Annotated in this window: 11 protein-coding genes; 3 read left to right on the top strand and 8 right to left on the bottom strand. The window is 61.8% G+C overall.

Annotated features, from left to right (window positions below):
- Positions 1-45 precede the first annotated feature (45 nt).
- The 7 genes from phnE (AC07UR_RS28510) to AC07UR_RS28540 all read right to left on the bottom strand — a co-directional run bounded on the left by phnE (AC07UR_RS28510) (position 46) and on the right by AC07UR_RS28540 (position 7,859).
- Positions 46-1,563, bottom strand: coding sequence for a phosphonate ABC transporter, permease protein PhnE (phnE, locus tag AC07UR_RS28510; protein ID WP_209789963.1), 1,518 nt, complete (start codon positions 1,561-1,563; stop codon positions 46-48).
- 9 nt (positions 1,564-1,572) lie between these two features.
- On the bottom strand, positions 1,573-2,535 hold the full coding sequence (gene phnE, locus AC07UR_RS28515) for a phosphonate ABC transporter, permease protein PhnE (RefSeq protein ID WP_173422987.1): 963 nt from the start codon (positions 2,533-2,535) through the stop codon (positions 1,573-1,575).
- Between the two features lie 107 nt (positions 2,536-2,642).
- Positions 2,643-3,548: a phosphonate ABC transporter substrate-binding protein gene (phnD, locus tag AC07UR_RS28520; protein ID WP_173422986.1), complete on the bottom strand. Its 906-nt coding sequence runs from the start codon at positions 3,546-3,548 to the stop codon at positions 2,643-2,645.
- Between the two features lie 86 nt (positions 3,549-3,634).
- The gene (gene phnC / locus AC07UR_RS28525) at positions 3,635-4,477 is read right to left on the bottom strand and encodes a phosphonate ABC transporter ATP-binding protein (RefSeq protein ID WP_209789962.1); all 843 of its coding nucleotides are present in this window, start codon (positions 4,475-4,477) and stop codon (positions 3,635-3,637) included.
- Between the two features lie 166 nt (positions 4,478-4,643).
- Entirely contained in the window at positions 4,644-5,771 is a 1,128-nt protein-coding gene (locus AC07UR_RS28530) for an NAD(P)/FAD-dependent oxidoreductase (protein WP_209789961.1), read from the bottom strand.
- A gap of 80 nt (positions 5,772-5,851) precedes the next feature.
- A complete protein-coding gene (locus AC07UR_RS28535) occupies positions 5,852-6,808 on the bottom strand; it encodes a LysR family transcriptional regulator (protein WP_209789960.1) in 957 nt (318 codons plus the stop codon).
- A 172-nt stretch (positions 6,809-6,980) separates the two neighbouring features.
- On the bottom strand, positions 6,981-7,859 hold the full coding sequence (locus AC07UR_RS28540) for a DUF8692 domain-containing protein (RefSeq protein ID WP_494700217.1): 879 nt from the start codon (positions 7,857-7,859) through the stop codon (positions 6,981-6,983).
- A gap of 94 nt (positions 7,860-7,953) precedes the next feature.
- On the opposite strand from AC07UR_RS28540, the gene AC07UR_RS28545 reads away from it, so the two are divergent.
- Both AC07UR_RS28545 and AC07UR_RS28550 read left to right on the top strand, forming a co-directional pair.
- Positions 7,954-9,141 (top strand): acyl-CoA dehydrogenase, encoded by a 1,188-nt coding sequence (locus tag AC07UR_RS28545; RefSeq protein WP_209789958.1) that lies wholly within the window; start codon positions 7,954-7,956, stop codon positions 9,139-9,141.
- Between the two features lie 10 nt (positions 9,142-9,151).
- Positions 9,152-10,345: a CaiB/BaiF CoA transferase family protein gene (locus AC07UR_RS28550; protein ID WP_209789957.1), complete on the top strand. Its 1,194-nt coding sequence runs from the start codon at positions 9,152-9,154 to the stop codon at positions 10,343-10,345.
- Positions 10,346-10,405: 60 nt separating this feature from the next.
- Here AC07UR_RS28550 and htpG read toward each other — a convergent pair whose 3' ends face one another.
- A complete protein-coding gene (gene htpG / locus AC07UR_RS28555) occupies positions 10,406-12,295 on the bottom strand; it encodes a molecular chaperone HtpG (RefSeq protein ID WP_209789956.1) in 1,890 nt (629 codons plus the stop codon).
- Positions 12,296-12,634: 339 nt separating this feature from the next.
- Between htpG and AC07UR_RS28560 the strand changes: the two genes are divergently transcribed.
- Positions 12,635-14,839 (top strand): DUF3141 domain-containing protein, encoded by a 2,205-nt coding sequence (locus tag AC07UR_RS28560; RefSeq protein ID WP_209789955.1) that lies wholly within the window; start codon positions 12,635-12,637, stop codon positions 14,837-14,839.
- The last annotated feature ends 10 nt before the right edge of the window (positions 14,840-14,849 follow it).

Below are 14,849 nucleotides of genomic sequence, written 5' to 3' on the forward strand. Positions count from 1 at the left end.
TCCATGACAACATCATGATGGCGAAGCTGCAAAACGCTCATCTCGTCAATGCGCTTTCTGGCCAATCAGCCGCGAACGCAGGGCGTTCGAGATGCTGTCGAAAATAAACACAACCAGCAAGATCAGAAGCACCATATAGGCGACATTTTCCCAATCGGAATTGGTGCGCATCGCCTCCCAGAGTTTAAGGCCAATGCCGCCGGCACCGACGGCTCCGATGATCGTGGCCGAACGCGTGTTGGATTCCCAGAAATAGAGCGCCTGGCTGGCGAAGACCGGCAGTACCTGCGGCAGCACGCCGAAGCGCTGGACGGCAAGCGGCGTGGCGCCAACGGATTTCACGCCTTCGCGCTGCTTGTCATCGATGTTCTCCAGCGCCTCGGAGTAGAGCTTGCCGAGCGTGCCCGTGTCGGTGAAGAAGATCGCCGACATGCCGGCAAGCGGCCCGGGGCCGAAGGCGCGGGTGAAGAACAGTGCCCAGATGAACATGTCCACCGAGCGCAGGAAGTCGAAGAAGCGCTTGACGATCTGGTTGGTCAGGAAATTCGGGGTAATGTTGCGCGCCGCCAGGAAGCAAAGCGGAAACGCCACCAGCGAGGCGAAAAGTGTGCCGACGAAGGCCATGACCACCGTCTGCAGCAGCTTGGTCCAGACATCAAGATGTTGCCATTCTGCATTGTAGAGAATGTTGTTCCAAGCGAGCCCCAGGTTTGATCGCGCCGGATCGATGCGCTCGCCGCCTGTGATCAGCGAAAGCACCTCACCATAGCTCTTGCCGAAGAAGGGCGAGTTCGTGTCGAAAAGGAAATTGGCCCAGCCGAAGAAACGGTTGCGCACCGAGACGTCGTCGCCTTCGACTTCCGCCCAGCCGGTGGCGCCGAAAGCGAGTGTGATTTTTTCACCGGGACGTTTTTGTGTGGCCCAGGCAGGAAGGGTACCTTGGGGCGTGACGGTGTCCTGGCCATCGACGGCCATGGTCAGGGTTTCGCCCCTGTGTGTGGCCGTTACCAGGCCGTCGGCGACTTCGATCTTCGTCGAGCGGTTCAGGGTGATGACCGCCCTCGTAATGACCTCAGCCGTTCGGGTTTCGGATCGGCTTTGCATGCTTGCGGCGTCGGTGCTGCCCAGTGCCGAGCCGGGCGCCATGAAGCTGAACGACGAGCTTGCCTTCGGCATTGCCGACGGTGTGGCGGACGCAGGGATCTCGACGGTCCGGGTCACGATCTCCTTGTCGAGTTCCACCCACGACGGATTGGGATTGGGGCCGAGCGGTGAGTTGCGCTGGAAGTCGATCGTCATCGTCTTGTCGCGCGCGATCTTGAGCTCGGGGCGGACCTCATAGGAGACCCAGTCGGCAAGATAGGTTCCGGCGATGCCCCAGTTGGCGTTGCCGAGCACATGCCCGATCGAGAAGAACCACCAGCTGAAGATGAGATAGACCACGAGGCCAGCGCTGATGAGGATGGTGCGCAGGCGCTTGTTCGAGGAACCCTGCAGCAGGTGCGGGTGGCGCGACGCAATCGCATCCATTTCGAGCGGGCTTAGTCTGTTCGCGGAGGTCATGATGGGCACCTACTGGGCAAGCTGGAAGGCCTGGTCGCCGACGAGGCGACGGCGCAGCCATGCGGAAAACTGGTCGACGGCGAAGATCGTCGCAAACAGGAGGATGACGATCGCCAGCGTCTTCGCCTGGTGGCCCTGGCCGATCGACAGGCGCAGCAGCTCGCCGATACCGCCGCCGCCGACCGCGCCGATGATGGTGGAGGCGCGCACGTTGATCTCGAGGCGCAGCAGGAAATAGCTGGCGAAATTGGGCAGGACCTGCGGCACCATGCCGAACCAGACTCGCTCGATCCAGTTGCCGCCGGCAGCCCGCAGGCCCTCGTCCGGCTTCATGTCGGCATTCTCAACCACTTCGAAGAACAGCTTGCCGAGTGCGCCGATGGTGTGGATCGAGACAGCCGCGATCGCCGGGATCGGTCCGAGCGAGAGGATCGCCAGGAAGAAGCCGGCGATGACCACCTCGGGAAACGCACGCAGAATTTCCATCAACCGCCGCACAAATCCGCGTATCCACGGATTGGGCATCAGGTTTCGGGCGGCGAGGAAACAGAAGATGAAGCCGAAGAAGGTGCCGATGACGGTGGAGAAGATCGCGATGTTCACGGTCTCCAGCATCTTGTGCACATATTCGGGAATGTAGAAGCTTTCCGTCAGGTAGAGCCGGCCTTCGGGGTAATTGTACTTGAAGCTGCCGTCGTCATAGGGCGAGGGCAGGTCGAACATGGCGCGGAAGATTTCAAGGCCGTCGCGCGGCGCGAGATCGCCGACGAAATCGAAGAAGTGCGGCAGCCGGTCGAAGAATTTGCCGGCATTGGAATCGTTGGCAAACCAGAGCGAGCCGGAAAGGGCGAGCATCAGCACGGCGAAGCCGAGCCAGGAGTAGAGTCGACGGCGGGAATTCAGCTCCTGCCAGTGACGCTCCACTAGCGCGCCATTGTCACTCAGATGCTTCGGGAGCATGGAAGTTGCCATGAATGTTCCGGCAGTGCCGGCCTCTGTCGACAGGCGCTACCAGCGCCCTAGCAAAAAGGCGAACGCTGGCCGCTTTGGCGGCCAGCGTCCTTGAATGATCGGAAAGATCAGCCGCCGATCGTCGCCTTGCGGGCGTCGATGATCGGCTTGTAGAAGTCGGCGTTGACTTCGGTGAAGCCGGTGAAATCGCCGCCCTGGATGGCGGAGAAGCAGGCGGCATCGGTCTTCGGCAGGTCGAGCATGAACTGCTTGAACTTGGCCTTCATGTCGTCGTTCATCGTCGAGCGCACGACGATCGGGCCGTTCGGGATCAGCGGCGACTTCCAGAGTTCGACCAGGTCGTTCATGTCGAGGATGCCCTTGTCGACCATCTTCTTCAGGTTGCCCGAGGTGTAGCCGTCCTTGAATTCGCCGACGCCCGAACCGAAGGTCGTGCCGGCATCGAACGTGCCCTTGACGACTTCGAGAACGAGGTTTTCGTGACCGCCACCGAAGCCGGTTTCAGCGAAGAATTCCTTGACCGGCGCGCCGATCGATTCCGGCAGCGTGACGAGCGGGATCAGGTAGCCCGAGGTCGAGTCCGGATCGGCGAAGCCGAGCTTCTTGCCCTTCAGGTCTTCGAGCTTGGTGATGCCCGAATCCTTACGGGCGACCATGATCGAGTGGTAGCCGGTCGAACCGTCAGTCTGGACCGTCGTCAGGATCGGCTCGACGGCGTCAGCCTTGGCGAGGTAGATCTTGGCAAAGCCGGACGCGCCGAGTTCAGCGTAGTCGAGCGTGCCGCCGAGCAGGCCCTGGATGACGCCGTCATAGTCGGCGGCCGGGAACAGCGAGACCTTTTCGACGCCGATTGCGGCCGGCAGCTTGTCGACAATGCACTGGAAGTTGCGCAGGCGGTCGGCTTCGTTTTCGCCGCCGATGATGCCGACGCGGAATTCCTTGAGGTCTTCGGCCTGGGCGTGGCCAAGGAGGGCGAGCAGGGCAACAGTGCCCAGAAGAGCTTTCTTCAGCATAAGGTTCTCCCGTTTCTCCGGCTGTGCCGGATGATATTCGGTTTCAAAGAGGTGCCCTTGACGTGGGCCTTCGATCCTGGCGGGCGTCAGATGCCGGCCAGTGCCAGCGGCTGGAGGCCGGCAGATGCCGTTTGTTCCTGCGGGACGGCCGCGGGAATGTTGATGCTTGTCGAGGTCATCGATTCCTCGATGCCCGTATCGGCGCCGTAGATCTCGGCGACGGCGGCCGCCGTCAGATCCTTTGGCTGGCCGTCGAAGACGACGCGGCCGTGGGCCATGCCGATGATGCGTTCGCAGTAGTTGCGCGCGGTATCGAGCGTGTGAAGGTTGGTGATCACGGTGATGCCGTCGCGCTCGTTGATGTCGCGCAGTGCATCCATGACGATCTTGGCGTTGAGCGGGTCGAGCGAGGCGATCGGTTCGTCAGCGAGCAACATCTTCGGCTGCTGCATCAGGGCACGGGCAATCGCCACGCGCTGCTGCTGTCCGCCGGAAAGCGTGCCGGCTGCCTGCAATGCCGTCTGTTCGATGCCGAGGCGTTCCAGCGCGCCGATCGCCATGATCCGCTCTTCGCGGGTAAACATGTTGAGGATGCTGAGCACCGTCGAACGATGGTTGAGGCGGCCGAGCAGCACATTGGTCAACACGTCGAGGCGCGGCACCAGGTTGAACTGCTGGAAGATCATCGCGCAGTCGCGCTGCCAATTACGAAGGGCGGCACCCCGCAGCGACGAGACTTCCGTGCCGGCAAATTCGATCGAGCCGGACGACAGGTCGACCAGGCGATTGATCATGCGCAGCAACGTCGACTTGCCAGCGCCGGAGCGGCCGATCACGCCGACCATCTGGCCCTGGGGGATGTCGAAGGTAACCGAGCTCACGGCTGTCTTCTTGCCGAACTGGCGGGTTACGTTCTTCAACTGAAACATTTCTAGCAGGTCCTCTTACGGGGAGACCGGTCATCGGTATGACACCTGCCATATCGGCGCTTCATGAAAGCGAAATGTCAGTTTCTTGTCGTTTGTGTTACAGTTCACACCCTCAAGGACGTCGTTAACAAAATGTGACACATTCAGCGGACAGGAACACCCGTTGCTACTGCTGGAAGCGCTCCGGGCTAAAGATGGTCGCACCAAGGCCGTTGGCGGCGAAGCTCTCGGGTGCGGGCGCCCCGATCAGCAGGTTGGCGGCAAAAGCACCCAATGCCGGTGATGTCAAGATGCCGTAGCCGCCCTGGCCGGCGAGCCAGAAGAAATCCGTCCGACCCTTCGCATAACCGATCACCGGCAACTTGTCGGGCGAGAAGCTGCGCAGGCCCGCCCAGCTCTTGAAGATGCGGCGGACGGGCACGGTCGTTGCCTCCTCCACATAATGGGCGGCCCACGCGACATCGATCTCCTCGGGCTGGACGTCGCTCGGCTCGCACGGTGTGGCATCGGCGGGGGAGGCAAGCAGCCTTCCACCTTCGGGCTTCATATAGAAGTCCTCGTCGATCTCGTTGATTTCGGGCAGGGTCAGGGCGTCGATCTCTGCGGGGAGGTCCACGGTGATCGCGGTGCGGCGATGTGGCACGATGCCGACCGGCTCCACGCCGAAGAGAGTGGCAACCGGATCCGCCCAGCCGCCGGCGGCGTTGACGACGACTTGCGCGCGAATGTCGCCTGCACTGGTCGAGAGCACCCAGCGGTCGCCCTCACGGCGCGGAGCGATGACGTCGCTGCGCTCGATCACCTCGGCGCCATGGCGACGGGCACCGCGCAGGTAACCTTGCATGAGGTTCTCGACCTCGATGTCCCAGAAATTGGGATCGTAGAAGGCGCCGGCGACATACTCGCGTCGCAGGACCGGAACGAGCGCGATCGCTTCGTCGACCGTCAGTCTCTTGAGGTCGGGATTGGCTGCACTCTCTTCAGCAAACACCGCCTCCAGCCGCGCCGCCTTTTCCGCGTTGGCGATCATCACGCCGCCGCGCTGCTTGAGCAACTGCACGTCGGAAAGGCCCTCCGGCGGCTGATCGAAGAAGGTTTTGGAGATGGCGGCGAGCTTGCACACTTCGGGCGCGTTGTAACGCAGCACGAATTCCGCAGCGGAGCGGCCAGTGCTGTGATAGCCGAGGCCATCTTCCCGTTCGATGATAGCGACGGAGCGGTGCGGTGCCAGGAAATAGGCAAGCGATAGTCCTGCGACGCCGCCGCCGATGATAGCCACATCAAATTCACGCATGTCCCGCCCTCACTCCTGATTTGGCCGGACCATAGGCAACGTGTGATCTGCGTTCAAATTTATAACGGGAAATGCCGCTATCAATTCTGATGATGCTCGAGGCAGTGGTCGAGGGGGACTGTGTCGGCCACATGCGCGAGGAAGGCGGCCTCGGCGGGGTTGAGAATGGAGTTCGGGTTTGAGATGCGAAACACGTCTGTCGTCGGCAGGTTGTCGTAGGGCGGAAGCTGCCAGAGCCGACCCTCTGCAACGCCGGCTGCGGCGAGATGGTCCGGCAGCATGCCGATGCCGATATTGGCTGCGATCAGCCGCATAACCTCCTCGACATTGCAGGATACAGCCCGAACCTGCTGGCCGAACGATCCGATGGCGCGCACCGCTGTAACAGAGTTCATGTGCTGGCCGCCGAGCACGTCGGCGATGAAGGCGATATAAGCATTGCCGCGCAAGTCGTTGAAATCGACGCCCTCGACGCCGAACAGCGGATGATCGCGGCCGCAGTAGAGCGCATAGCGTTCGCGGACGTGAAAGGCCTTGTTCAGCCAGTCCGGGATGTTGCCGTCGCAAAGCCCCATCGTCGCGATGTTGCGCTCGACGGCACTCAGCACGTCGACAGTCGTGGCGACAGTCACCGATATCGTCGCCTTCGGGTGCTTGGCAAAGAAACTCTCGAGCTTGCGATCCCAGGCCGGGTTGTGGGCATGGCTGACGACATGAATGTTGAGATGGCCGGTGATTTCCTCGCCGGCCGTTTCAAGGACGTTCGGAAGGCGGATGACGGCGGCGAAGATGTCGCGGCACTGTGCGTGCAGCCTCGCTCCGGCGTCTGTCAGGTCGAACCGGCCCGGACGGCGATCGATCAGCTTTTGCCCGACAGTCTGTTCGAGCCGCTTGAGCGCCATGCTGACGGCCGGTTGCTGGAGCAAGAGCCTGTTGGCGGCAGCGGTGATGCTGCCTTCTTCCACCACGACGACGAAGGTGCGCAGCAGGTTCCAGTCGAGATTGTGGGCGAAGCGTTCCAGACGGTCATTGGCCATGGGAGTGGATCGTGGCTTCCCTTTGTCTCATGGATGGCATTCGGCAGCTGCGTGCGGATGCTTTCCTCTACAGCCAGCCCTTAGCCTTGTCGCCATATTGGCCCGGATTTGCAATATGTACGCGAGGCGAGAATGCCAGGAACGAATGGCCGTCGCTGATCGTCGTGGAGAATCAGCGGGTTGTTGCTCCATCCAAATCCGTCGGCTGGATCTGCGGTGTGGCGCCTGCTGGTTGACGCAGGCGCGGCGTCGTAAACTCGAAGGCAAGTCCCGACATGTCCAATCGGCGCAGCACGGCGTAGAGCATGATCAGCATGCCGAGAAACTCAAGTGTTTCCTCGATCGTGGAGGCAACGAGATAGGCGGGGTTGAAGTAGGTCGGATCGGCCAGCAGGCCGCCCAGTGCTTCGAAGCCAAGAGCGCCTGTGACATAGATGGTGCCGGCGATGAAGAAGAGGTTGCGTATTTCTGCGGGTTGCCGCCACACCCTGCGCAGATAGGCCAGGGCGATGACGGCGGCGAGCACAAGCCCTGGCACGATCCAGGCGAATCCGGCGCCCGTCATGCCCGGCAATGCCAATTTGTCGGTGGCGAGTAACCCATGAAGCTCTGCCGCTTCATCCAGAGACATGTAGGCGAACACGACGCCGAGCCCCCACCACGGCCACGCTGAACCGCCTTGTTGCCGTTCGGCCAATCCGACCAGCATGCAAGCGGCGCCGACCAGGACGATCAGGACGGAGCTTGCCCAGCTTGGAATGTTGAGCTCGCGATTGAGATCGAAGAGGTGGCCGAAACTCGTCACCGTTGCAGTGAGGGGCCCGCAGCTCTTCAGCGTCCAGCAAACCATGACGAAGCAATGAATGGCGATCAGACCGGCAATCATCACCGCGATGAACCAGATGAGCGGTGTCAAACGGACATTGCAGATTCGACGATCCATGACAGACACACTCCCATAAAATGTCCCGTTAAGGATATGACAACCATAAGGCTCGGTCCATAAGGCGTCGCTAAACAAGGTTAAGATTGCCCCGACCGCCTGGGCCATTCCGCAGACGCATGAGCCGGTGCCTCAATTTCGTTTGAAAGCCTTGGTTCTGCTTGCCATAACCGCAAGTGGAAAAATCCGATGGGAGAGAGACATGGCCGGCAAGACGCAATTTCAATGGGATGACGCGTTCCTCCTCGAAGATCAGTTGACCGAGGACGAGCGCATGATCCGCGATACCGCGCGGGCCTATGCGCAGGATCGGTTGCAGCCCAGGGTCATTGCTGCCTATCGCGAAGAATCAACCGATCCCGAAATCTTCCGCGAAATGGGCGATCTCGGCCTGCTTGGCGTCACCGTCTCGGAGACCTATGGTGGCGTCGGCGCTTCCTATGTCGCCTACGGTCTCGTCGCCCGCGAAGTCGAGCGCGTCGATTCTGGCTACCGCTCTATGATGAGCGTGCAGTCCTCGCTCGTCATCTACCCGATCTATGCCTACGGCTCGGAAGAGCAGAAGCAGAAGTACCTGCCCAAGCTGATCAGCGGCGAGTGGATCGGCTGCTTCGGACTGACCGAGCCGGACGCCGGCTCTGACCCGGCGGGCATGAAGACCCGCGCCATCAAGACGGAGAGCGGCTACCGCCTCGTCGGTTCGAAGATGTGGATCTCCAATGCGCCGCTCGCCGATGTCTTCGTCGTCTGGGCAAAGTCAGAGGCCCATGGCAACGCCATTCGCGGCTTTGTGCTGGACAAGGGTATGAAGGGCCTTTCGGCGCCGAAGATTGCGGGCAAACTGTCGCTTCGCGCTTCGATCACCGGCGAAATCGTCATGGACAATGTCGAGGTCGGCGAAGATGCGCTGCTGCCCAACGTGGAGGGGCTGAAGGGCCCGTTCGGCTGCCTCAATCGCGCCCGCTACGGCATCTCATGGGGCGCACTCGGTGCGGCCGAATTCTGCTGGCACGCGGCGCGCCAGTACGGTCTCGACCGCAAGCAGTTCAACCGCCCGCTTGCACAGACGCAGCTCTTCCAGAAGAAGCTTGCAGACATGCAGACCGAGATTTCGCTCGGTCTCCAAGGGTCGCTCCGCGTCGGCCGGCTGATGGACGAAGGCCGGATGGCGCCTGAAATGATCTCGCTCGTCAAGCGCAACAACTGCGGCAAGGCGCTCGATATCGCTCGCATGGCGCGCGACATGCACGGCGGCAACGGCATTTCCGAGGAATACCAGGTCATGCGCCACATGGTGAACCTCGAGACGGTCAACACCTACGAGGGCACGCATGACGTCCATGCGCTGATCCTCGGTCGCGCCCAGACCGGCCTCCAGGCCTTCTTCTGAGCCGCCGGTCATGGAAGCGCCACTGAAGGGTATTCGTGTTCTGGAACTCGCCCGCATTCTCGCGGGCCCCTGGATCGGCCAGACGTTGGCCGATCTCGGCGCCGACGTCATAAAGGTGGAAAGCCTGGCGGGTGACGACACCCGCACTTGGGGGCCTCCTTTCGTGGAGGGCGAGGACGGCGAGAAGCTCGATGCCGCCTATTTCCACGCCTGCAACCGCGGCAAGCGCTCGGTCGTGCTCGATTTCACCACCGAGGAAGGGCAGGAAGCCGTTCGCCGGCTGGTAGCGCAATCCGACGTGTTGCTCGAGAATTTCAAGGTCGGCGGCCTCGAGAAATATGGCCTCGACTATGAGAGCCTGAAGAAGGTCAACCCGCGCCTGATCTATTGCTCGGTCACGGGCTTTGGCCAGGATGGACCCTACGCCCATCGCGCCGGCTACGACTATATCGTCCAGGGCATGAGCGGGATCATGGACCTGACCGGCGAGCCGGACCGCGAGCCGCAGAAGATCGGCGTCGCCTTTGCCGACATCTTCACAGGGCTCTACGGCGTCATCGCCGTACAGGCAGCTTTGGCGCAGCGTGAGCGCACCGGTAAGGGCCAGCAGATCGATATGGCGTTGCTTGACTGCATGACCGGCGTGCTTGCCAACCAGGCGCTCAATTTTCTGGTCTCGGGAAAGGCGCCACGCCGCCTTGGCAACGCCCATCCGAATATCGCGCCCTATCAGGTCTTTCCGACGGCTGACGGACATCTGATCGTTGCCGTCGGCAACGACCGGCAGTTCGTGAAATTCTGCAACCTGCTTGGTCGCGCTGATCTGGCGACAGACGAGCGCTATCTGACCAACGCCTCTCGCGTTCAGAATCGCGACAGCCTGACACCGGCGCTCAGCGCGGAAACGGCAAGGTTCGAGCGAGATACGCTTCTGACGCTGCTGGAAGAGGCCGGGGTTCCCGGCGGCCCGATCAACACGGTCGCCGACGTCTTTGCCGATCCGCAGATCGTGCATCGGCAGATGCAGATCGACACCCCGCATTCCGGCGCGGCTGGAGGAACTTCGCCGGGCGTCCGAACGCCGATCCGCTTTTCCGACGCCTCGCTGGTGCTCGACCGCGGTGTTCCGCGTCTCGGCGAACATACGGCCGAGGTGCTGGCCGAGATCGATATGACGCCTGTGCCCGAACAAGCGAAAGGGTGAGAGGGATTTCACCCTCTCACCCCTTCATCTCCTGCAATTACAGTCTGTTGGGCCGGCGCGTTAAACCTTGAGCGCGCGGTTGAAGACGCGCGACAGGCGCTCAGCAAAAGCGCGCGGGTCCTGCGGCTTGTCACCATCGAGCACGCGCGCCTGGTCGAGCAGAAGCTGAACGGCGTCGGTCCTGAAGGCGCTGTCGTCGGCCGGGCAAGCGGCGATTGCCGCAATCAGCGCATGGCCGGGGTTGATCTCGAGGATCGGCTTGGCCGCGCCATCGAGGCGACCGGCGCCCTGCAGCATCTTTTCGAGCTGACGGTCGGGGCCATGCTCCGGCGCCACCAGGCAGACAGCGCTTTCCGTCAGGCGGTCCGATGTGCGAACTTCCGACACGGCTTCCCCGAGCGTTTCCTTGGCGAAGGCGACGAAGTCCGTGACCGCCTGGCTTGCCTCATGAGCGTTGTCGGTGCTGCCCTCCGGCTTTGCGACGCTGCCGAGATCGGCCGACCCTTGCGTGATCGACTTCATCGGCTTGCCTTCGAAATCCGGTGCCGAGGTCACCCAGAAGCTGTCGACCGGGTCGGTCAGCAACAGCACCTCGATGCCGCGTGCGCGAAAACCTTCGAGCTGCGGCGAGGCCTTGAGCTGGGCAAGGTTGTCACCCGTTAGGTAATAGATCGCCGACTGGCCGTCTTTCATGTCCTTGACGTAGTCGGCAAGGCCGCGATGACCGTCTTCGGACGCGGTCGTGCGGAAGCGGGAAAGCGCAATCAGCTGCGTCCGGCGTTCGAAGTCCTCGTAGATGCCTTCCTTCAGCACGCTGCCGAAGTTTTCCCAAACCTTGTCGAACGTTTCCTTGTCGCTCTCGGCCAGCTTTTCGATCGCCGTCAGCACGCGGTTGGTGAGACCCTTTCGGATGCTCGACAGCAGCGGACTTTCCTGGATCATCTCGCGCGAAACGTTGAGCGGAAGATCCGAAGTATCGACGAGCCCGCGCACGAAGCGCAGGTAGCGCGGCAGCAACTCCGCCTCGTCGGTGATGAAGACACGTTTGACGTAGAGCTTCATCCGGCCCTTGCGGTCCTGATCGAAGAGGTCGAAGGGCTTGGAGCCAGGTACGAAGGCAAGTGCGGTATATTCGTGCCGGCCCTCGGCACGGAAATGCACCGTCAATGCCGGGTCGTCGTACTGGCCGGAAACGCCGCGGTAGAAATCGGCGTAGTCTTCCTTGGAAATCTCGCTCTTCTGCTTTGTCCAGAGCGCCGTGCCATCGCCGACGGAGACCGGCTCGGCGCCGGGCTTCTCGACGATTGAGATCGGCACGGGCACATGGCCGGACTGATCCTTGACGATGCGCTCGACCGTCCAGCGCGAAGTGTAGGTCTTGGCATCGTCCATCAGGTGCAGGGTGATGCGCGTGCCGCGCGCCGGCGCGTCTGCGAGATCGGCTGCTGCCACCGTGTAGCTGCCCTTGCCGTCGGACGACCAGAGCCAGGCGTGATCGGAGCCGGCTCGGCGCGAGACGACGTCAACCTTGTCGGCGACCATGAAGGCGGAATAGAAGCCGACGCCGAACTGGCCGATGAGCTGCGCGCCTTCCTTGCCCTGGGCGGCCTCGATGCGCTCCATGAAGGCGCGCGTGCCCGAGCGGGCGATGGTGCCGAGCGCTTCAACGAGCTCGTCGCGGCTCATGCCGATGCCGTTGTCCTCGACGACGAGGCGGTTGTTTTCCTCGTCGAGCGTCAGCTTGATGCCGGGGCTCATGTCGCCGGCCAAAAGCTCGGGCGAGACGATCGCCTCGTATCGCAACTTCTCGCAGGCGTCCGCGGCGTTGGAAATCAGTTCGCGGAGGAAGACGTTCTTGTCGGAATAGACCGAGTGCACCATGAGATGGAGCAGCCTGGCTACATCGGCTTCGAAGACATGTTTCTCTACGGACATTTCAGTTTCGCTCATCGCGGTGGGACCTCCTTTGGGTTTCGCCCCAATTGGCAAGCTGCGTCTCAAATTTCAAGGGTTGTCTTGTGGAGTGCATGTTTCTGTACGATGCTGCAGTGCGAAGAAGACGAGACTACAGGTGAGAAGTGGACGCCGTCGACCGGGTGCGAGCCTAGCATATCGCAACGGTGAGAATTCGCGGCAACACTCCGCAGATATATTCCTATGGCCCCGATGAGGCGTTTCGGGTCGCGCTACGCATGTCGTTTTTGACGTAAATCAACACTTGACCACTTGCACTGCCCTATAGCCTTCGGGAACAGGCCCGACCCTCAATCGCACCGAGGAGTGGACATCATGCCCAAGCCAACCAGCATTCCGACATTTGCTGACGCTTACGCCTATTCGTTGGACGCGTGGCAGCGTTCGGTGCTGTTTCTCGACGTCATGCGTGAGCGCGGCGCGCAATACGAGGAACACCGCACGCAAACCGCTCCAAACGTGCTGGAATTCGAGGTCGAACTCATCCGTGACGGGCGCACGCTCGCGCGGCCGGTGAACTATGCACTGGTCAAGATCGTTCCGCCCGAAGGTGTGGCGGTTGACCTGTCGAAACGGCCTTTTGTCGTGGTTGATCCCCGTGCCGGCCACGGTCCCGGAATTGGCGGCTTCAAGGCCGATAGCGAAATCGGCGTGGCGCTGAAGGCGGGCCATCCCTGCTATTTCATCGGCTTTCTTCCCGATCCCGTGCCCGGTCAGACCATTGAGGATATTGCTCTTGCCGAAGCGAACTTTCTCGAAACCGTCATTGCGCGCCATCCGTCTGCGGACGGCAAGCCCTGCGTGATCGGCAATTGCCAGGCCGGGTGGGCCGTGATGATCGTCGCCGCGCTCAGACCAGAGCTGTTCGGCCCGATCATTATCGCCGGCGCGCCGCTTTCCTATTGGGCCGGCGTGAAGGGGCAGAACCCGATGCGCTATTCCGGCGGACTTCTCGGCGGCAGCTGGCTAACGGCGCTGACCGGCGATCTCGGCGCCGGTATCTTCGATGGCGCCTGGCTGGTGCAAAACTTCGAAAACCAGAATCCGGCCAACACGCTCTGGACCAAGCAGTACAATCTCTATTCGAAGATCGATACCGAAGCGGCGCGCTATCTCGGCTTTGAGCGCTGGTGGGGCGGCCATGTGACGCTGAACGCTGAGGAAATGCAGTTCATCGTCGATGAACTCTTTGTCGGCAACAAGCTTGCGGCCGGCGAGATCCGGACATCAGATGGAACCGCTATCGATCTGCGCAACGTAAATTCTCCAATCGTGGTCTTCTGCTCGAAGGGCGACAACATTACGCCGCCGCAGCAGGCACTCGACTGGATCCTCGATCTCTATGACAGCGTCGACGAGATCCGCGCCTATGGCCAGACCATCGTCTACACCGTCCATGAGACGATCGGGCATCTCGGCATCTTCGTGTCGGCCGGTGTTGCGCGCAAGGAGCACGACGAATTCGCTTCCAACATCGACCTGATCGATGTGTTGCCCCCTGGGTTGTACGAAGCCGTGCTGACACCGGCAGGAGAGGTCGCCGAAGGCAGGGAGTTCGCTTCCGGCGAATGGCTGATGCGCTGCGAACCACGCACGCTCGACGATATCCGCGCGCTTGGTGGCAACGACGCCGAGGATGAACGCCGTTTCGCCACCGCGGCGAAGCTCTCGGAAGTCAATCTCGCGCTCTACCGCACCTACCTGCAGCCAGCAGTCAAGGCGGCGGTGACGCCGTCGGTGGCCGCGGCGATGCGGAATCTGCATCCGCTGCGCCTGCAATATGCGCTGTTCGGGCCCGACAATCCCTTCATGGATTGGGCGAGGGCTCTTGCAGAGCAGGTCCGTGAAACCCGCGAGCCGGTAGCCCCGGAGAACCCTTTCGTCGCATGGCAGGAGGCCTTGTCGCAACAGATCGTCGACGGGTTCGAGGGATGGCGGCGGACGGCCGAGTATCTTTCGGAACAGAGCTTTCACGCCATTTACGGCTCTCCGACCCTGCAGGCGGCGCTCGGCATCGATGCGCGCGCCGGGAAACCGCGCAAGGCAGCAAAAAGCCTTCTGCATCAGGAACTCGTCGAGGCGCGGATCGGCGAACTTCGATCCCGAATGGAGCAGGGCGGGACCTGTGAAGGTCTCGCCAGAGCCCTGACTTTCGTCGGCATGGCGCGCGGCGGCGCCGACGAGCGCGGATTCGAGGCTGTGCGCCGGCTGCGGCAGGCTCGTCCGGAAACGCGGCAATTGGATCTTGCCGCGTTCAAGGCGGTGATGCGGGAGCAATACTTCATGCTGCTGATCGACGAAGATGCCGCGCTTGCGGCCCTTCCGGCATTGTTGCCGGAGGCGATGGAGGAGCGGCGATCGGCTTTTGCCGCCCTGCGGGAAGTCCTCGAAGCGTCCGGTGCGGTGAAGGGTGAAGCCGCCGAGCGGCTGCAACGGGTAGCGACGCTCTTTCGCCTCGGCAGCGAACCACCGGTCTCGATCACTGCCGGCAAGACCGTTCGCAATCGCAAGGCATCCTGATCGACGAGGG

Source organism: Ensifer sp. GW821-FHT05G01 (genome assembly GCF_059419585.1).